The sequence below is a fragment of the Natrialba sp. INN-245 genome (assembly GCF_009807105.1).
In the GTDB taxonomy this organism is placed as follows: domain Archaea; phylum Halobacteriota; class Halobacteria; order Halobacteriales; family Natrialbaceae; genus Natrarchaeobius; species Natrarchaeobius swarupiae.
The window spans coordinates 414141-431668 of the sequence record NZ_WUBV01000017.1 but is presented as its reverse complement, the minus strand read 5'-3'; the positions used below and the strand labels follow the sequence as shown (position 1 = coordinate 431668).

Here is a 17528-nt window from a genome sequence, read left to right as displayed (position 1 = left end):
AAGTATATAACTGTATCCGTGCCTCGAGGCCGAAATTGCGATACAGCATCCGATTCTCCTGGGGAAACACTGATATAGGAGGAATCGCTTACGTTTCTCTATGTCTCGTTCCGCACTGGTCGGAAACGTAACCGCGATGTTAGAGGATGCGGGCTTCGTGGTGAGCGACCGGTGTGCGATCCGTCCGAAGAGTTTCGACGTCGCCGCACGCCGCGGCGAGGATCTCATCCTCGTGAAAATCCTGGGGAACATCGACGCGTTCAACGAGGCGACCGGCCACGAGATGCGCCGGCTCGGCACGTACCTCCAGGCGACGCCACTGGTCATCGGCCTGCGCAGTCGCGACGAGGATCTCAAACCGGACGTGGTGTACTTCCGCCACGGCGTTCCCGTTTTCAGCCCCGATACGGCGTACAACCTGTTCATCGAGGACGTCCCGCCGCTGATCTACGCCGCCCCGGGCGGGCTCTACGTCAACATCGACGGCGACCTACTCGCCGACGAGCGCGAGGGTCGCGATTGGAGTCTCGGTCGACTCGCGAACGAACTCGGCGTCTCTCGACGGACCGTCTCGAAGTACGAAGACGGAATGAACGCCTCCGTCGAGATCGCGATGGCGCTGCAGGAACTGTTCAACGCGCCGCTGACCAATCCCGTCGACGTCCTCGAGGGAGCCGACGACGTCCACGAGACCGAGGCGACTCCCGACGATCCGGAAGCGGACCCGGACGACGAACAGGTCGTCACCGTGCTTACCCGGGCCGGCTACAGCGTTCACCCGACCGTCAGGTCGCCGTTCAAGGCAATCAGCCGGGACGAGGAAGACGTCGACGAGTCGGTCGTCCTCACCGGCCACTCGGAGTTTACCAAGACCGCCGAAAAACGCGCCCGCATCATGAGTTCGATCAGTCGGGTCACCCGAACGCGGTCGGTGTACGTCGTCGACCGCGCGAAACGCGACGCCGTCGACGGCACCGCACTCATCGAGCGCGAGGAACTCGAGCAGTTCCGCGACGCCGACGACCTCCGGGACGTCATCCGGGAGCGCGCCGAGCGCGAAGAAGCGGTCTGACGCCCCACAGTGTACGGTTTTTAGGCGTACGTCTCCTCGAGGTACTCGACGATATCGTCGCTCTCGGCCATTCCTTCGACGCCGTTCGCTTCGTCAGTGATGACCGGGACGCCGGTCTGTCCGCTGACCTGCTCGACTTCCGTCCGATCGCCGTGTGAGCGTGGAACTTCGATCACGTCGTACTCGAGGTCGAGTTCCTCGAGTTTCGAGCGGACTTTCGCACAGAACGGACAGCCGGGGAGATCGTACATCGTGATATCTGACATACGACGTGGTAGCCGGTTGAAACCTAAGAGCGCATCGGTCGGTGTCGAACGCCGGTGGTCGTGTCTCGATCAGAAGACGACCATTCCGGCCTCGACGGCGAAGTAGACGACGAAGTAGACGACGAACGCGACCGCGAGTACCCACTGGCCGAGCGAGACGTCACGGGCGTCGCCGATCGCGGCTTTGACCAGCGGATAGCTGATGATCCCCGCCGCGAGGCCGTTTGCGATCGACGTGGTCAGCGGCATCACCGTGATCGTCAGCCCGGCGCTGATCGCCCACGCGGGGTCCTGCCAGTCGATGTCGGCGACACCCTGTAACATGATGATGCCGACGACGACCAGCGCGAGGTAGGTCGCGTACTGCGGGATCGCCTGGACGATCGGAACGATCAGCAACGCGAGGAAGAACAGCACGCCCACGACGAGTGCGGTAAACCCGGTCCGACCGCCCTCTTCGATCCCGGTCGAGGATTCGATGTACGTCGTGACGGTCGAGGTTCCGATCATCGCACCGACGGTGGTGCCGACTGCGTCGGCCATCAGTGGCTTCTCGATGTCGGGGAGGTCACCCTCCTCGTCTAAGAAGCCGGCGATCTGGGAGACGCCGATGAGCGTCCCCGCGGTGTCGAAGAAGTCGACGAAGAAGAACGTGAAGACGACCAGAACGAAGATGATCGGATCGTCGGTGATCATGCCGAGCCCCTCGACGAAGCCCCAGAACAGCGGCGTGAAGTCGTACTGGACGGAGAGGAGCATCGAGAGGATCCCGTCGTTCGTCGCCTGTTCGTAGGATCCGGGGGGCGTGAGAACGCCCGGCGTGACGATTCCGGCGAGCGTGAGCCCCCAGCCCGCAATCGCGGTCGTCACGATACCGATCACGATCGATCCGCGAACGCCGCGTGCGTACAACAGCAGTGTCAGAAACAGACCGGCCAGCGAGAGCGCCGCGACGGGGCTCTCGAGGACGTTACCGAGCGTAACGAGGGTCGCGTCGTAGGGGACGACGACCTGCATCTCCTGTAGCCCGAGAAACAGCAGGAAGACACCGATACCGGCCCCGACGGCGAACTTCACGGGTTCGGGAAACAGTTCGATGATGTACTTTCGGGCACCGACCGCGGTCAGCGCGATGAAGATGATCCCCTCGACGAAGACGGCGGCGAGTGCGAGTTGCCACGGAACGCCGAGGATGACGACCACGGTGAACGTAAAGAAGGCGTTCAACCCCATTCCCGGGGCTAGTCCGAACGGCCGGTTGGCGTACAGCGCCATCACCAGTATCGCGACGATCGACGCGAGGATGGTGACGACGGTGAGCATCTGGACGACCTCGGCACCGGTGTAAGCCGTCCCGTTTATCACCGTCTCTGACTCGAACTCACCGGTCTCGTGGTTGAAGAGGATCGCATCGCTCAGAATCGCCGGATTGACGACGATGATGTACGCCATCGCCAGAAACGTCGTCACGCCCGCGAGCGTCTCCCGCCCGTAATCTGTGCTGTACTCGTCGAACCCGAAGTAGTTCGCGATCGGATCGGATGCCCCCATGTTGGATGCTCGAGCATAGATAGAGCGACGGTTTAAAAGTTTTTGTCCTGGCTCCGGTTTCGGTATACAAGCACGTGAATATATGCGGGTGTGTGAACACCTTGGCCGGTGGCCGTGACCCGACCGTGTCGGTCGTCACGACCGGTCCGAGGATGGATGATACTGACAGGGTAGTTCGCTCTTCGGACCGAACTGCCACAGGAGTTCGATCGTGAGAAACTTCCCTCGGAACCGGAGCGTACTTTTCCCGCAGTTCCGTTCGACGAGACGATGACCGAGAAGTTCACCGTCGAGGTTCCGCTCAGATACCGCGACCTCGACCCGTTCGATCACGTCAATCACGCCGTCTACGTGAGTTACCTTGAGGCAGCCCGCGTCGCATACATGGGCGAGTTGTTCGACCTCGCCGAGGACGACCTCCCGTTCGTCGTCGCGAACCTCGAGATCTCCTACGAGCAGCCGATCACGCTCGGGGACGAGCCGGTCGTCGCCCTCCGAGTTTCCGAACTGGGGAAGACGAGCTGTACGATGGACTACGAGATCCGCGTCGACGGGGACGTCGTCTCGACCGCCCAGACGGTGATGGTTTACGTCGATCCCGAGACGAACCGGTCGGTGCCATACCCCGACGACGTTCGAACGCGGATCGCCGAGTACGAGGGTCTCGAGTCAGACGTCTGAGACGGTCTGCTGTACGAGACGATTCGCGTCGCTTCCACACCGATCCCACCGGATCCGCTACTCCGAGTCCGGTAGTCGTCCGCCGGTAAGCCGAACGACTCCGAAGACGTGCGTTTCGTCGGCGACGGCGACCGATCGTTCACGGAGGCGAGCGTGTGCGGCGTCGATCCGCTCGTCGAGACGGAGGTGGGGATCGTCTTCGTACCGGAGCTTCGCCGTCGGCGGCGTCGAGAGGACGACGATCGCCCTGAAGACGGCGTTGACCGGCGGCGCGTACCACTCGTCGCTTCGGGCGGCGTTCGCGAGGACGACGTGCCCGCCCGGTCGGACGAACTCACACCAGTTGTCGACCGCGCCGGCGGGGTCCTCGAGCATGCCGACGACGAACGTCGCCAGAACCGCGTCGATCGGGCCTGGATCGACCCCAGCGGCCTCCACGTCGCTCCGCCCGGTATCGTCCACCGAAGCCTCGTCGTCGCTTGCCGCCGAACGGTCGCTCGAGGGAAGCGGCGGCGTCGTCGCGTCGGCGCGAAGGACGTGTACGTTGTCGTACGCAGCGGTCGCCTCCCGCGCCCGCTCGAGGACGGGGCCGGTGAAGTCGATCCCAACCACCGTCCCCTCGGGACCGACCCGCTCGCGCAGGTACGGCAGGTTCGCGCCCGTCCCACACCCCATCTCGACGACGGTGTCGCCGGGCTCGAGTTGACAGGCAGCAGCCACCCGCCGACGGAGACGGGGGATCCCCGGCGTCCGGCGGGCGATCACGTCGTAGGGGGTTGCCCAGCGACCGTAGAACTCCTGTGTGCCTTCCGTAGTCATCGATTCGAGGGTCATGTGTTACTCGATCCGTCTCAGGAGAGCGACCGGACGTCGTCTGCGACCGACTCGGCGTCGGAACCGAGCACGTAGATCAGCGGCTCGATCCCCATCCCGCCGGTCTGGTAGAGCACCGTCGCGTCTGGCTCGTCGCCGATCGCGACGGCGACGCTCGAGGCGATGTCCTCAGACTCGTCGAACTCGGCGGCGACGTGGCCGCGTTCCTCGAGTGCCCCGAGCAGTTCGCGGTCGTAGGTGACGTTGATCGCCGCCGAGACCTCCGCGCCGCGGGATCTCGCTGCGAGCAACACGGTCGCGACGTGCTCGGAGACGCCGAACTCCGGGCTCGCCGGTACCGTCGTCTGCCCTTTGACGTCGAAGATTCGGCCCGGCACGCCGGCGACGTCGTCGACGTCCTCCGCGCCCGGCGTGCAGGCGACCAGGTTCGAGCCGACCGCGGGGATCAACGTCGTAAAGCCGCTCGCGTTCTCCAGAATGCGCAGCCCCCGCCGGAGCGACGAGAGCACGCGCTCGCTCGTTCGGAGCTCGTTTTCCGGGTCGTGGACGCGAAAGCTCGAGTCGTGTTCCGCGAGCTGGGGGACGGCCTCTTCGTGGAGCTGTGCGAGGAGGTCTCCACCCCCCTCGAGTTCTCGAATGAGAATTTCGATCTCGATCAACGCTCGAACGGGTGTCACGTCACCGGCCGCCAGCCCGTCTGCGAGTTCCTCGACGAGGGCTTCGACTCGTTCGTCCGAGACCACGCGGTCGTTGGTCGTCACGTCGCCGTGGGCGTATTTCGAGACGGCGCTCTGGCTGATCCCGAGCATCTCCGCGACTTCGCTCTGGGTGAGTCCCCGCTCGCGGAGCGCTGCGGCCAGCATCGAGCGCACCGTCGGCAGGAACTCGTCGACGACGATCTCTTCGACGAATTGCATCTCTTACCGGTTCCTACGGCCTCACCGGGAATAACTTGTGGGTCCGCCGGTGACCGCTTCCGCTGGCACCGGACGGGATCAGCCGGCACGGAGACTCCGATTTGGTATCTCGGATCGGTTTCGGTGGACGATCTATCGGACCACCGGACTACCAGCATTGCTAGTCAGTAACTAGCTAGGTTATCTCCTCGCACGACGAACAGCAGTGTGGTGATCCACATGGCAACCACCGAAAAGACCGAAGTCAACGGCGTCGACGTTCCGGCTCTCGAAGGGGCAATCGAAGCGATCAGCGACGATTCGTCTGCCGGGGCGTTCAGCTTCCGGGCCGAGAGCGAGTGGAAAGATGCTCTCAAGGCCACAACGACGATCGACGAGTTCGATCAGGCGGGAGAAACGATCTCTACCCGGGAGTTCACACTCGACGGCGACGAACCCGAGGAGATTCTCGGTGAACGGACGGGCCCGAACGCCGTCGAACTGCTGCTGGGCGCACTCGGATCCTGTCTTAGCGTCGGGTACGCAGCGAACGCCGCAGCGATGGATATCCAACTCGAGAGTCTTCGCTTCGAAATGGAAGGTGACGTCGATCTGCGCGGCTTCCTCGGAATCTCCGAGGACGTTCGTCCCGGATACGAATCGATCGACTGCACGGTGTACCTCGACGCGGATGCGACGGACGAGGAGCTGGCAGAGCTACGTGACCGCGTCGAAGCCACCTCGCCGCTGATGGACATCATCACCAACGAAGTCCCGCTCGAAACGCGGCTCGTCGCGGAGTGAGACGACGGATCACCTCGACTATTTACCGATGGCTCGATTCGACGGGTCCGTCTCATACGGATTACGGTCGCGATGTACCGGTGAGACCGCTGTCGGGGTCGTGGTCTCACCGGAACTGATCGACAGTAAACCGTCTCACTCCTCGCGCTCGAGTTGGTCGCCGCCGAACTCGTCGTCGCTCTGGATGCGCGAGGCCTGTGGACCGTCCTGGTCCTGGTACTTCGATCCGCGCTCGCTCCCGTAGGGGCGTTCGGCTTCGGTTTTGAGCTCGGTAAAGGTGAGCTGTGAGATGCGCATGCCCGGCGTCAGGGCGACTGGTGCAGTTCCGAGATTCGACAGCTCGAGGGTGATCTGACCCCGATACCCCGGATCGCAGAGCCCCGCAGTTGCGTGCACGACGACGGCGAGTCGTCCCAGCGACGACCGTCCCTCGACGTGGGCGATCAGGTCCGGTGGAATCTCGACCCGTTCGTACGTCGTCCCGAGGACGAAATCGCCCGGATGCAGGATGAAATCGTCGCCCTCCTCGACGACCGTCTCGGTCACGTACTCGTCGACTTCCCGTTCCGAGTTCGGATGGATACAGGGGATGTTCGTCCGCTGGAACTCGAGGAACTCCCGTCCCAGTCGGAGGTCGACGCTCGCCGGCTGGATCTGTAACTCGAGGTCGTCTATGGGATCGACGACGAGATCGCCGTCCTCGAGGCGCTTCAGGATGTCCGCGTCGGAGAGGATCATTAGGCGGTCAGTGGAATCGGGCCGTCGTAAAACCCCACCAAACGTTGTGGCCCGCGACCGGCGTCCCAATCGACAGTCCCCGGCGGGGTAGCCCGCGAGTCGGATCACCGGGATTATACTCGACGGCCGCGTCCGTTCGGTCATGAAACAGGCCATCGTCGCCCGAACCGATATCGGCATGGGTCAGGGGAAACTCGCCGCACAGGTCGCTCACGCGTCGCTGTCCGCATACGAGAACGCCGACAGCCAGCTTCGAGATCAGTGGAAACGCGGCGGACAGAAGAAAGTCGTCCTCAAAGGCGAAAGCGAGCGCCAGCTCCACGAACTCGCGGCGATCGCCGACAGCGAGGGCATTCCACACGCCGTCGTCCGCGACGCCGGACACACCCAACTCGAGCCCGGCACCGTGACCGCGCTGGCCGTCGGCCCGGCGGCGGACGACCGGATCGATCGGGTTACAGGCGATCTCTCCCTGTTCTGAGTTCTGGAAACCGAAGCCGATTCCCGGTCCGAAAACACTCGATTACGCGTCTGCGTGATCTGTAAGCCGGAGATACGGTGTGATCACACACCGATCGACCGCGAGCTCGACGAGTTCCTCGGCCTCGTCGTAGCGTACGACTCCGAGTCCGGTCAGCCGTGGCAGGTGATTGTGGTAGAGATCGGTCAGAATCCGCTCGTATCGATCGTAGGAGGGTTCTCCCTCCGTGAGTGCGATATACTCGGCGAGGTCACCGATCGGAATCGCCGCTGGCTTCTGGGTGAGATACGCGAGGGCGTACTGACGGCGCTTTGCAGAGAAGATGTCGAACATATCCGTGGCATCAATCTGCGGTGTGTCTGTCTCTCCGCCGTTGGGATTGCGTGTCTGTGGCTTCATGGTCTCTCCGTACTTCACCTACACGGCACCCGGATACCGACAACTCTCGCGTTCCGACTTCAGCAGAGTACAGTTCTGGCTAGTCCGCAACGCTCATAATCTTTTCCCCGCTTTACTGGCCGGAATATACACATCAGTTGTTCTGAGTGACATCCGTTCGTGTTATTCTTCGAGAAACTGTGGTTCGAACTCCCCGTTCGTTTTCGTCGGTCGCTTTTCGACCGTGACGAGCCAGTCGGGAGCGTCCGAGACGGGAGTCGCGATCTCCCAGGTCGCCTCGATGCTGGCGCCTCGAGCGAACGCCGTGGTGACGAGCTGTTCCAGTTCCGTTTCGAAGATGGTCGTCGCTTCAGTTCGGTTCGTCCGAGTGGGGTTCGAATCCATGATAGCACGAGTCGATCGAGACCGGTTCGATCTCGTGACGTCCGGAAGTCAGCAGCGATAATAACCGTGTCGGCGCGCCGAACTCGACTGTCGGCGGCTGATACGGCCCGTCGACTCCATCTCCGATCTGACCCCGATCGACCTGTGGATAAGCCACGACGCGCCAGAGCGCGCCGGTCGGCCCGAACCGCCGACTCTTTGCGCCGGCGGCCCGGAGTGTCCCACGAATGCGCCCGGCACATCCCACAGAGCAGGCCGTCGGCATGCACTACTACGTCAGTGACGCCGACGGCGTCGGCGGCCGCTTGCGCGAGGACGACGAACAGTTTTGTGTGCGTGAACTCGAGCGATTCGAAACGGAACCGATCGACGCCCCGACCGACGCCTACCCCCACCTCGTCTTCCGGGCGACCCTTCGCGGCTGGGATACGAACGACTTCGCCGCCCGCCTCTCCGACGCGCTGGGCATCTCCCGTGAGCGGGTCAACTGGGCCGGCACGAAGGACAAGTACGCCGTGACGACACAGCTGTTCTCGGTCTACGGCGCAGACCCCGAGGACCTGCCCGACGTCGATGGCGCCGACCTCGAGGTGCTCGGACGCGCCGGCCGGAACCTCGAGTTCGGCGACCTCGCGGGCAACGCCTTCACGCTCGTCGTCACCGATCCCGACCGTCCCGATAACGCCGCACAAATTACTGAGGAACTAGCAGCGTTCGGCGGCCTCGAGGACGCTCCAGGTTCCGAGGACACAGCGGGAACGTCCGTCGGCGTCCCCAACTTCTTCGGCCAGCAGCGCTTCGGCAGCCGCCGCCCCATCACCCACGAGGTCGGCCTCGAGATCGTCCGCGGCGACTGGGAGGGCGCAGTGATGGCGTATCTGGGCCGTCCGACAGAGGCCGAACCCGAGGGAACACAGGAGGCCAGAACGTTCGTCGAGGAAACGCGTGACTGGCAAGAGGCCCTCGAGCGGTTTCCCAACCGTCTGCGGTACGAACGCTCGATGCTGCACGAACTCGCCGAGTGCGACGGTGAACCCGGTCCCGACGACTTTCGAGCCGCACTCGAGCGCGTCCCCTCGAACCTCCAGCGGCTGTTCGTCCACGCCGCCCAGTCCTACGCGTTCAACCTGATGCTCTCCGAACGCCTCGAGCGCGGGCTCTCGTTCGACGAACCCGTCGCGGGGGACGTCGTTTGCTTCGCCGACACCAACGCCCCCGACGAGCTCGAGTTGCCCGATACGGACCGTCTCCAGCGAGTCGACGAGCGTCGCCTGCGTTCAGTCACGCGCCACTGCGAGCGCGGCCGGGCGTTCGTCACCGCGCCGCTCGTGGGGACCGAGACTGAACTCGCCGACGGCGAGCAAGGCAAAATCGAACGGAATGTGCTCGCGGACCTCGACCTCGGGCCCGCCGATTTCGATCTCCCTGGCGAGTTCTACTCCAGTGGGACCCGTCGGGCGATCCTGGTTCGGACCGACCTCGATCTCGAGGTCGAGCCGCTGTCGCTGTCCTTTGCGCTCCCGAAGGGGTCGTACGCGACCGTGGTTGCCCGGGAGTATCTGAAGGTCGACCCCGTTTCGCTCGGCTGATCTCGCGCTCGCGTCCTCGACCTCTCGAATCGAAGAGTTCGGCTCGGCGATCGGCTCGAGCGAGACGCGCCGTCGCGGCTGGTTGGGTTCGTAGCCGGTGTCTTCATACGAGGCCGGTACAAAGGCCGGTATAAATAGATGGGAGGACTCTGCCAGCCGACCTGTGACACCAGCCATCGCCCGAGTCGCCGACCACCCTGCCGTTCGGACCGCTATGTCTCAGTCCCGGTCGGTCGCAGACCGGCGGGCGGTCGACTGGGAGTCATACGGACCGCGATGAGTCGTTACCGGTCGATCGCAGACCGGCGTGCGATCGACCGGAAATCAGTCATCGCAGACCGTATCAGTCATCGCAAACCCGCTCACACGCCGGCGAGTAACCGATGACACCGTTTCACTCCTCGGTCAGACGGACCACGACGCCGATCGATTCGCTTCCCCACGATTCGTCGGGGTTCGCGGAGACGCCGACGGTGTTGCTCGTCGACGACGACGAGGCGTTCATCCAGCTCGTCGCGGACTATCTCGAGGACGAACACGGCTTCGAGACGGTAACCGTTACGCGCCCGACAGCGGCACTCGACCACCTCGAAGACGACGAGAGCGTCGACTGTGTCGTCAGCGACTACCAGATGCCCGAGGCCGACGGGCTCGCGTTCCTCGAGATGATCACGGACGCGTACCCGAGCCTGCCGTTCGTCATGTTTGCCGGGCAAGGATCGGAAGCGGTCGCGAGTCGGGCGATCCGGCAGGGGGCGGACGACTATCTGCAGAAAGACACCGGTGACGCCAGATACGATCTACTCGCCAACCGGATCCGTCACTGCGTGACGATCGCCAGACAGCGACGCCAGCTCGACGAACTCTACGACGCGATCGAGGACGCCGGGCACGCGATTTTCGTGACCGACGACACGGGAGAGATCACCTACGCTAACCCGACGATGAGCGACCTATCGGGATACGAGAAGTCAGAATTGCTCGGGGAGACGCCGGCGATTTTGAACTCCGGCGAACACGACGACGCGTTCTACGAAGAGCTGTGGGAGACCATCCGCAACGGCGACGTCTGGCACGGCGAGGTGATCAACGAGCGCAAAGACGGCACTCAGTACGTGATCGACCAGACGATCTCCCCGATCACCGACGGCCGATCGACCGACGGCTACGTCGCGATCAACCGCGACGTCACCGAACGCAAGGAACGCGAACAGGAACTCGAGCGATTCCGCAGCGCCGTCAAACACGCCGGCCACGGCGTCCTCATCACCGACGTCGACGCGACGATCGAGTACGCCAACGAGGCCTTCGAGGAGATCACGGGCTACGCGGCGAGCGAGGTCGTCGGCGAGACGCCGGCAATTTTGAACTCCGGCGAACACGACGACGCGTTCTACGAGGAACTGTGGGAAACGATCCTCGAGGGTGGCGTCTGGCACGGAGAGGTAATAAACCAGCGCAAAGACGGGAGTCACTTCGCGGTCGACCAGACGATCGCGCCAATCACCGACAGAGACGGCGATATCGACGGCTTCGTCGCGATCAACCGTGACGTGAGCCAGCTCAAAGCCTACCGGGCGGAACTCGAGGCCCAGAACGAGCGACTCGAACAGTACGGCGAGACGGTCGCACACGACCTGCGAAATCCGCTCACGCTGCTCGAGGGCGACCTCGAGAATCTGGCACACGTCGCGAAGACGGCTGACGACGACGTCGAGTCTGCAGCCGTCCTCGAGGCCTGTTCGAACCTCTCGGAGACGGTCGATCGGATGCGAGAACTGATCGACGACCTCCTCACGATGGCCGAACAGGGACAACTCGTCCTCGATCCGGAACCAGTCTCACTCGAGGCCACGGCCGAGGACGCCTGGCGACAGGTCGACGCAGCGGACGCCTCGCTGTCGGTCGAAGAGACGACCGTCGAGGCCGATCCCGCCCGGCTGCGAGAACTCCTCTCGAACCTGTTTCGCAACGCCGTCGAACACGCCGGAGCAGACGTCGACGTCCGGGTCGGCCCCCTCGAGCGAGTCGCGGGCTTCTACGTCGAAGACGACGGGCCGGGAATCGCGCCCGACGATCGCGAAACCGTCCTCGAACGCGGCTATACGACCGACGAGAGCGGCACCGGGTTCGGACTCGCGATCGTCGACCAGATCGCCAACGCCCACGGCCTCACTGTCTCGGTCACCGAGGGATCGACAGGCGGCGCGCGGTTCGAGTTCCGGCCTGCAGACGCTCACCAACGACACTGAGTTCGACCCGCGAGGGGGCGTTTCGTCGGGACACACGTTTCCACGTCCCGGTCTGTCCTACGGAGACACCACAGCCCGCTCGGGGATACGCTCGAGTGCTCTTTCCTTCGTCGAAGGCACAACGAATGCTGTAGTCGTCCCGTGCCCTATCCCGACGTGAGCCCCTTGCTCGAGCGTGCCCGATCGAGTTTGATCGTCACGATGCTCCCGCGCGGGTCGTTCTCCTCGAACTCGAGCTGACCGCCGGATTTGCGGACGACCCAGTAGACGAACCAGAGGCCGAGCCCGCTCCCGTGGTAGAGGTCGTCTTCGGACCTGACCTCGTCGAGAATTTCGCGTTCCATCTCGGGGATTCCGGGACCGTCGTCCGCGACGCGAATTCGAACCGTCTCGTCGACGTCGACTGAAACCGTAACGCTCGGGCGCTCCCGATCGGTGTGACGGATCGCGTTCTCGAGCAGTTCCGTGACGGCGTCGGCGATCCGTTCCGTGGCGGTCGCAACCGCCTGACTGGGCGCGTCGACGATCACGTCCGCCTCTGGCTCCGCGTCGGCGACGGCCGCGGCCGTGTTCTCGACGGCCGCGGCGACGTCGATCGGTTTCTTCCGATCCGGTTCGAGAAGCACCGTCGTCACCTTCCGCCCCTTGGTCGCAGTCTCGAGGAGTTCGGTCGTGCTCTCGAGGATGGCCGTTGCGTGAGATTTGGCGTCGTCGGAGCCATCTGCCTGAATAACCTCCGCGTGCCCGTTGACCACGTTGAGTCCGTTCCGGAGGTTGTGTCGGAGGACGCGATCCAGCGTGTTCAGCTGCTGTTCTTGTTCGATCCGTTCGGTGATGTCCGTCTGGATCGAAACGAATCCGGTCACGGTGGGGCCACCGTCGGTGCCGTCACTACCCCCCTCATCCTCGTCCTCGGCGTCCCCGTCCGTAATCGGGGCGATCGTCTGGTGGGCGTGGTACGTCCCCCCCGATCTGCGCCGGTTGATTATCTGTTCGTCCCACTGTTCGCCCGCGAGGATCGTCTCCCACTGTTCCCGGTAGTATCGTTCGTCCATCCGTCCGGAGTTCAAAATCGACGGCGTCTCGCCGACGGCCTCGCTTGCCGCGTAGCCCGTGATCTCCTCGAAGGCAGGGTTGACGTACTCGATCGTTCCCTCTCGATCGGTCAGGAAGATCGCGTGGCCAGCCGATTCGATCGCCTTGCGGAACTGTTCGAGTTTTCGCTCCCTGCGCTTTCGCTCCGAAATGTCGCGACTGACGGCCAGGATCCGTTCCTCGCCGTCGATCTCGATCTTGTTCAACCAGACCTCGACCGGGAACGTCGATCCGCCCTTTCGTCTGTGATGACCTCTCAGCTTCCGATGCGAGCCGACGTCCATCTCCCGCCACAGCTGTTCGAGTTCCTCCCTCGAGGTCCCCGTCTCGAACTCGGTGACGTGCATCGAGAGTACTTCCTCTCGGTCGTAGCCCAGGTTCTCGAGATGTTTCTGGTTGACGTCGATGACGTTGCCATCGAGGTCGTGGACGATGATCACGTTCGGCGATTCGTCGAACAGCACCTCGAGCCGTTCCCGGTCTCGCTCTCGCTTGCGCTCGCGAGCCTTCCTGTCGGTGACGTCGTGGATCGTCCCACAGATCAGTGAAGTGGAGCCGGCGTCGATATCGCCCACCAACCGAGACTCGGCTTTGGCACGAACCCAGCGAGTCTCGCCGTCGTCGGTTACGATCCGCACGACGACGTCGTACGGCTCGCCGTCCTCGATCGCCCCTTCGATCGCTTCCCTGACCGTCGACCGATCCTCCGGGTGAAACCCCTCGAGTGCTTCCTCGAGGTCGGGGTGAGACACCGACTCGTCGTCGGCCGATCGGCCGAACAGTTCGAACACGTGGTCGCTCCACCACAGCGACTCCGACTCGACGTCGTACAGCCAAACGCCGACGTCGACGAGTTCCTGGAGCGTCTCGAACAGGTGTGATCGCCGTTCGACTGCATCGAGTTGCGACCAGCTAGCCTCGGATGTGTGTCCTGTTTCTCCGATCGACAACGGTCGGTCGACCGACGCGACTCCCGCAGGCGGCCCGTTATCCGCGTGGCTCGGACCGTCTCCGCCGGTACTCTCGTCACTGTCCGCGTATCGCTCGTCGCCGTCGCTGTGAACGTCGAACCATCGGACGACCAGCCCCTCGTCGTGATCTACGCGAGTCGTTCGGACACTCACCCGCTTGCGTCCGTCACCACACTCGACCGAAGGGGATGATCCGTCTGGCAGTCGCTCGACTTTCCCCTCAGTTGCGAGTGCGCGCCGGTACGCTTTACGCTCCTCGGCCGGGTGAACCGAGAGCAACGATCGGTCGGTCAGCTCCGCCGCCGGCCGGTCGAACAAGGCCCCTGCAGCTTCGTTCGCCCAGACGATCCGCCGATCGGTCGCCGTCGCGACCAGACACGGCTGATCCGTCGCCTCGAGAAGGGAACGCGCCGAAAGCGACGAGAGTATGTCGGCAGTATTATCAATCATCAGTAGAGTCTCCCTCCATCATTACGGCATCCAGTTCCGGTCGTAAATCGGCTCTCATGTCCATATAATGCGGCAAAACTCACTTTAGTTACTGTATCTTACAGGTTAGGGAGCGGCACCGATGAATGTTCTGGCCGGAGCCACGACTGCGACGGGTCTCGCCGTCCCAACTGGGTGACGACCGCCCAACTCACGGCCATTCAGTTCAACACGCCGTGTGGTCAAGGGTACACGAAAAATCGGAGTACACGACGAGTGGTCCCACACTCGATCGGTACCGGAGGATCGGTGTGGGTCCACTGGTCGAGTTCAGTCGTCTGTCGCGACTTCCTCTTCGTCGACGTCGACGGAGGTCGCCTCCTCTTCGGCGACTTCTTCGGGGTGAGCCTCGAGCGTCGCTTTCTGGATCTCGACGCGTCGAAGCGGGTAGATCGTCTTCGATTCGCCGTAGATCGCCGAGGAGAGTCGGCCCTCGACGACGCTCGAGATGAGCTCCTCGAACGTTCGCTCCGCGGCGGCCTCTTCGACCATCTCGACCATCTGCTCGCGGATGGCTCGTTCCTGGCTCGCGTCTGCCTTCTTGGTCGTGAACGCGACCGGCTGGATCTGGACGCGGTAGTCGTCCGTCGTGAGGACGGTGACGTAGGCCTCGACCTTCGAAGCGCCGCGTCGGACCAGCGAACGCAGGTAATCGCGAGTCAGCGAGTGCGATTTGAACTCGGTGTACGCCGAGTCGCTGCCGACATCGGTCACCTTGAAGGTGAGCTTCGTGTTGTTCTCGCTGGCGTTGTTGGTCAACTCGCCGAGCGTCGTTTCGATCGTTCGGTCGTATACTTTCTCCGGTTCGTCAGCGGGTGTCTCACCGAGTTCCTGGCGGTCGAACTGCTCGGGTGCCAGGATGGTGTACCACCGCTTTTCCTGTTTCGTACGTGAAACTGATCGTTCACTCATTGTGTATCGTGTTCGTATTCGTTGTCGGACACAGATCCCGTGTCCGTCGGTCGGTCGCTCTGTCCCTCGAATCGATCGTCCTCCGATCGGTCGTTCCGCGTCTCTCGTCCGTGCTGGACGACGTCCATCGCCACCTCGAGGTTGACCACGTAGTCGTCGACCGTCGAGTGCAATCCGCCGATCGTCTCGCGCTCGATCCGGGTGACGACCGCAGCAGCGTCGCCCGTTCGATCGACGCTCGTCTCCATCTCGTCGGTGTTGTCCGGACGCAGTGTCCGGGCGAGGAGTTCGGGCTCGTCGTGTCTCGTCCGGATCGTCGCTCGCCGACTCATAGAACACCCCGTACCGTCTCGATGACCGTCGAATCGTCCAGCGACCTGTCGTATCTCAGATAGCCCCGGCGACGTCCGACGTCGTACTCGACGGTCGGCTCGCTCCCGTCGCCCGCTTCGCTCGAGTCGAGCGTCGCGTCCGCGAGATCGCGGGCAATGCGTTCGACGGTCGCCGCGATCGGATCGCGAGCGCGGGTAACGAGCCCTACCTCGCCGTTGCCGACCGCGAGAGCGGCCGGCTCCGGTGAGCGGTAGGCGGCGGCGATCCGTGCCACCGTCTCGACCGGGCCGTCGTCGACGCCGACGACGAACAGACCATCGTACCGGCCAGTCGACGCCGCCGAGAGCGCGTCGTGGGCGTTTCGTCCGTGTTCACGCCAAGCGTCGAGCGTCGGTTCGCGAGCCCCGTGTCCCATCGCGAACGCGGCACCCGTTCCAGGTTCCGTTCGTGCGCTCGCCTCCAGGACGTCGGCGTAGCCGCCGACCGTCTCGAACGGCCCGTCGGGCGTCGCGTACGGCCGTAAGACTCGTTCGACCGCCTCGGCGGCAGTCGCCGTCGCCTCGTCGGTGCCAACCGCGTCGAGTGCGACGAGCGAGCCGATTGCCCGCTGATCGTCGCCGTCGAGATCCGTGACCGAGTCGACCGGTACGTCGGCGGACTCGAGCGTCTCTCGAACCGCGTCCGGATCGCCAGACCACGGCGCGCAGAGACGCGTCGAGTGTGTGATTCCGTCGACCGGATCCCGAGTTGGAACTGCGACCCCCGGCCGTCGCTCGACGAGTCCCCGCTCCTGGGCAGTCTCGAGGATCCACTCGCTTTCGCCAGCCCCAGGATCGACCCCGGCGGCCACCAGTCCGGCGAGCGCCAGGATCGGATCAGGATCGACGTCGAGACCACGGACCAGATCGACGGCCGCGAGCGTCGCGGGACGATCCGTTGTGTCGAGTCGGGGAACGTCCGCATCGACCGCGCCGACGACCAGCGTCAGGTCGCGACCGGCGGCGGATTCGTCCGCCACTGCCTGCGATCGATGGGTTCGTTCCGCGACGGTCCTCCCAACGGTCAGCTGAAACGGCGTTCCACGCTCAGCGAGCGCTCTCGCGACGAGGCCACTCGCCGCCAGCGCGTCACCGTCCGCTCGGGTGACGAGTCGAACGAAGTTCGCACTCCTCACGTCGAAACCGTCGGACGCGTCCGTGGAACGACCGTCTGTAGACATCTAGTTCTCGTCTAGAATCTCCGTCGCGACCTCGTAGGAGTACGTGAAGTCCGGATCGAGTTCGTCGCCACGATAGTAGTCGACGAGGCGTCGAACCTTCGACTCGGCGTTTTGCAGGGCGCGTTTGTTCTGATAGTCCTGCGGGTTCGCTCGGACGTGCTCGCGCAGACGCACTGCGCGCTCCATCAGGTTCCGAATATCCTCGGGAACGTCCGGTCGCGCGTCGTTTTCCTCGAGAATCTCGGTGATCTTCTTCCCAGTTGCCAGCTTGACGTCCGGGACGGGCGTTCCCGTCACGCCCTCGTCGCGAAGCTTGATCCCGATCTGACTCGGATCGTGACCTTGCTCCGCCAGTTCGACGACCCGCTGTTCTACGTTCTCTGGGTCGACGTCGCTCCACTCCGGTGGTTCGTCTGCCGTCGGCTTGTCCGAACCGGACGAGCCGCGACGGCGCGTGTGCATTCGTGCCATATATCGAGGATAGGAATCGCACTGACCGCTCGACTGTGCGACAGCCGACTCACGGCTGCCGGTGCACTTCCGCAATCCCAAGCCGCCCGAA

Annotated in this window: 18 protein-coding genes; 6 read left to right on the top strand and 12 right to left on the bottom strand. The window is 63.7% G+C overall.

The window, feature by feature from the left end; translation table 11 throughout:
• The first annotated feature begins 100 nt into the window (after positions 1 to 100).
• Positions 101 to 1072: a transcriptional regulator gene (locus tag GRS80_RS06975; protein ID WP_149080412.1), complete on the top strand. Its 972-nt coding sequence runs from the start codon at positions 101 to 103 to the stop codon at positions 1070 to 1072.
• Between the two features lie 20 nt (positions 1073 to 1092).
• On the opposite strand, the gene GRS80_RS06970 is transcribed toward GRS80_RS06975, so the two are convergent.
• Entirely contained in the window at positions 1093 to 1338 is a 246-nt protein-coding gene (locus GRS80_RS06970; RefSeq protein WP_160046914.1) for a glutathione S-transferase N-terminal domain-containing protein, read from the bottom strand.
• 69 nt (positions 1339 to 1407) lie between these two features.
• A complete protein-coding gene (locus GRS80_RS06965) occupies positions 1408 to 2889 on the bottom strand; it encodes an NCS2 family permease (RefSeq protein WP_160046913.1) in 1482 nt (493 codons plus the stop codon).
• Positions 2890 to 3159: 270 nt separating this feature from the next.
• On the opposite strand from GRS80_RS06965, the gene GRS80_RS06960 reads away from it, so the two are divergent.
• The gene (locus GRS80_RS06960) at positions 3160 to 3570 is read left to right on the top strand and encodes a thioesterase family protein (RefSeq protein ID WP_235019660.1); all 411 of its coding nucleotides are present in this window, start codon (positions 3160 to 3162) and stop codon (positions 3568 to 3570) included.
• A 57-nt stretch (positions 3571 to 3627) separates the two neighbouring features.
• Here GRS80_RS06960 and GRS80_RS06955 read toward each other — a convergent pair whose 3' ends face one another.
• Both GRS80_RS06955 and GRS80_RS06950 read right to left on the bottom strand, forming a co-directional pair.
• The gene (locus GRS80_RS06955; protein ID WP_235019659.1) at positions 3628 to 4404 is read right to left on the bottom strand and encodes a methyltransferase domain-containing protein; all 777 of its coding nucleotides are present in this window, start codon (positions 4402 to 4404) and stop codon (positions 3628 to 3630) included.
• A 17-nt stretch (positions 4405 to 4421) separates the two neighbouring features.
• Positions 4422 to 5321, bottom strand: coding sequence for a thiamine-phosphate synthase family protein (locus tag GRS80_RS06950; protein WP_160046912.1), 900 nt, complete (start codon positions 5319 to 5321; stop codon positions 4422 to 4424).
• Positions 5322 to 5540: 219 nt separating this feature from the next.
• Here GRS80_RS06950 and GRS80_RS06945 point away from each other — a divergent pair, with 219 nt between their 5' ends.
• On the top strand, positions 5541 to 6104 hold the full coding sequence (locus tag GRS80_RS06945; RefSeq protein ID WP_160046911.1) for an OsmC family protein: 564 nt from the start codon (positions 5541 to 5543) through the stop codon (positions 6102 to 6104).
• 135 nt (positions 6105 to 6239) lie between these two features.
• On the opposite strand, the gene dcd is transcribed toward GRS80_RS06945, so the two are convergent.
• Entirely contained in the window at positions 6240 to 6842 is a 603-nt protein-coding gene (dcd, locus tag GRS80_RS06940) for a dCTP deaminase (protein ID WP_160046910.1), read from the bottom strand.
• Positions 6843 to 6984: 142 nt separating this feature from the next.
• Here dcd and pth2 point away from each other — a divergent pair, with 142 nt between their 5' ends.
• Positions 6985 to 7323, top strand: a complete 339-nt coding sequence (pth2, locus tag GRS80_RS06935) for a peptidyl-tRNA hydrolase Pth2 (protein ID WP_160046909.1) — start codon at positions 6985 to 6987, stop codon at positions 7321 to 7323.
• Positions 7324 to 7365: 42 nt separating this feature from the next.
• Here the strand turns inward: pth2 and GRS80_RS06930 are convergent, their stop codons facing one another.
• Both GRS80_RS06930 and GRS80_RS06925 read right to left on the bottom strand, forming a co-directional pair.
• Positions 7366 to 7722: a hypothetical protein gene (locus tag GRS80_RS06930; protein ID WP_160046908.1), complete on the bottom strand. Its 357-nt coding sequence runs from the start codon at positions 7720 to 7722 to the stop codon at positions 7366 to 7368.
• Between the two features lie 162 nt (positions 7723 to 7884).
• On the bottom strand, positions 7885 to 8106 hold the full coding sequence (locus GRS80_RS06925; RefSeq protein ID WP_160046907.1) for a hypothetical protein: 222 nt from the start codon (positions 8104 to 8106) through the stop codon (positions 7885 to 7887).
• Between the two features lie 227 nt (positions 8107 to 8333).
• Between GRS80_RS06925 and truD the strand changes: the two genes are divergently transcribed.
• Positions 8334 to 9695, top strand: coding sequence for a tRNA pseudouridine(13) synthase TruD (gene truD, locus GRS80_RS06920; RefSeq protein WP_160046906.1), 1362 nt, complete (start codon positions 8334 to 8336; stop codon positions 9693 to 9695).
• A 383-nt stretch (positions 9696 to 10078) separates the two neighbouring features.
• Positions 10079 to 11947: a PAS domain S-box protein gene (locus GRS80_RS06915; protein WP_160046905.1), complete on the top strand. Its 1869-nt coding sequence runs from the start codon at positions 10079 to 10081 to the stop codon at positions 11945 to 11947.
• A 146-nt stretch (positions 11948 to 12093) separates the two neighbouring features.
• On the opposite strand, the gene GRS80_RS06910 is transcribed toward GRS80_RS06915, so the two are convergent.
• From GRS80_RS06910 to GRS80_RS06890, 5 genes are all read right to left on the bottom strand, one after another.
• Positions 12094 to 14463: a PAS domain-containing sensor histidine kinase gene (locus GRS80_RS06910; RefSeq protein ID WP_160046904.1), complete on the bottom strand. Its 2370-nt coding sequence runs from the start codon at positions 14461 to 14463 to the stop codon at positions 12094 to 12096.
• Between the two features lie 309 nt (positions 14464 to 14772).
• Positions 14773 to 15414, bottom strand: a complete 642-nt coding sequence (locus tag GRS80_RS06905; protein ID WP_160046903.1) for a 30S ribosomal protein S3ae — start codon at positions 15412 to 15414, stop codon at positions 14773 to 14775.
• Positions 15411 to 15746 (bottom strand): KEOPS complex subunit Pcc1, encoded by a 336-nt coding sequence (locus tag GRS80_RS06900; RefSeq protein ID WP_160046902.1) that lies wholly within the window; start codon positions 15744 to 15746, stop codon positions 15411 to 15413. The genes GRS80_RS06905 and GRS80_RS06900 overlap by 4 nt, the downstream gene beginning before the upstream one ends.
• On the bottom strand, positions 15743 to 16966 hold the full coding sequence (locus tag GRS80_RS06895; RefSeq protein ID WP_160046901.1) for an exonuclease: 1224 nt from the start codon (positions 16964 to 16966) through the stop codon (positions 15743 to 15745). Before GRS80_RS06895 ends, GRS80_RS06900 begins: the two co-directional genes overlap by 4 nt.
• Entirely contained in the window at positions 16967 to 17437 is a 471-nt protein-coding gene (locus GRS80_RS06890; RefSeq protein WP_149080427.1) for a 30S ribosomal protein S15, read from the bottom strand.
• Positions 17438 to 17528: the final 91 nt, after the last annotated feature.

Excerpts from the sequence above, each read along its gene's own strand:
- GRS80_RS06965 (WP_160046913.1), bottom strand. The coding sequence starts at position 2,889 with ATGGGGGCATCCGATCCGATCGCGAACTACTTCGGGTTCGACGAGTAC.
- GRS80_RS06975 (WP_149080412.1), top strand. The coding sequence starts at position 101 with ATGTCTCGTTCCGCACTGGTCGGAAACGTAACCGCGATGTTAGAGGAT.
- GRS80_RS06945 (WP_160046911.1), top strand. The coding sequence starts at position 5,541 with ATGGCAACCACCGAAAAGACCGAAGTCAACGGCGTCGACGTTCCGGCT.
- GRS80_RS06910 (WP_160046904.1), bottom strand. The coding sequence starts at position 14,463 with ATGATTGATAATACTGCCGACATACTCTCGTCGCTTTCGGCGCGTTCC.
- GRS80_RS06930 (WP_160046908.1), bottom strand. The coding sequence starts at position 7,722 with ATGAAGCCACAGACACGCAATCCCAACGGCGGAGAGACAGACACACCG.
- GRS80_RS06905 (WP_160046903.1), bottom strand. The coding sequence starts at position 15,414 with ATGAGTGAACGATCAGTTTCACGTACGAAACAGGAAAAGCGGTGGTAC.
- dcd (WP_160046910.1), bottom strand. The coding sequence starts at position 6,842 with ATGATCCTCTCCGACGCGGACATCCTGAAGCGCCTCGAGGACGGCGAT.
- GRS80_RS06900 (WP_160046902.1), bottom strand. The coding sequence starts at position 15,746 with ATGAGTCGGCGAGCGACGATCCGGACGAGACACGACGAGCCCGAACTC.
- truD (WP_160046906.1), top strand. The coding sequence starts at position 8,334 with ATGCGCCCGGCACATCCCACAGAGCAGGCCGTCGGCATGCACTACTAC.
- GRS80_RS06915 (WP_160046905.1), top strand. The coding sequence starts at position 10,079 with ATGACACCGTTTCACTCCTCGGTCAGACGGACCACGACGCCGATCGAT.
- GRS80_RS06895 (WP_160046901.1), bottom strand. The coding sequence starts at position 16,966 with ATGTCTACAGACGGTCGTTCCACGGACGCGTCCGACGGTTTCGACGTG.
- GRS80_RS06970 (WP_160046914.1), bottom strand. The coding sequence starts at position 1,338 with ATGTCAGATATCACGATGTACGATCTCCCCGGCTGTCCGTTCTGTGCG.
- GRS80_RS06925 (WP_160046907.1), bottom strand. The coding sequence starts at position 8,106 with ATGGATTCGAACCCCACTCGGACGAACCGAACTGAAGCGACGACCATC.
- GRS80_RS06955 (WP_235019659.1), bottom strand. The coding sequence starts at position 4,404 with ATGACCCTCGAATCGATGACTACGGAAGGCACACAGGAGTTCTACGGT.
- GRS80_RS06950 (WP_160046912.1), bottom strand. The coding sequence starts at position 5,321 with ATGCAATTCGTCGAAGAGATCGTCGTCGACGAGTTCCTGCCGACGGTG.
- GRS80_RS06890 (WP_149080427.1), bottom strand. The coding sequence starts at position 17,437 with ATGGCACGAATGCACACGCGCCGTCGCGGCTCGTCCGGTTCGGACAAG.
- pth2 (WP_160046909.1), top strand. The coding sequence starts at position 6,985 with ATGAAACAGGCCATCGTCGCCCGAACCGATATCGGCATGGGTCAGGGG.
- GRS80_RS06960 (WP_235019660.1), top strand. The coding sequence starts at position 3,160 with ATGACCGAGAAGTTCACCGTCGAGGTTCCGCTCAGATACCGCGACCTC.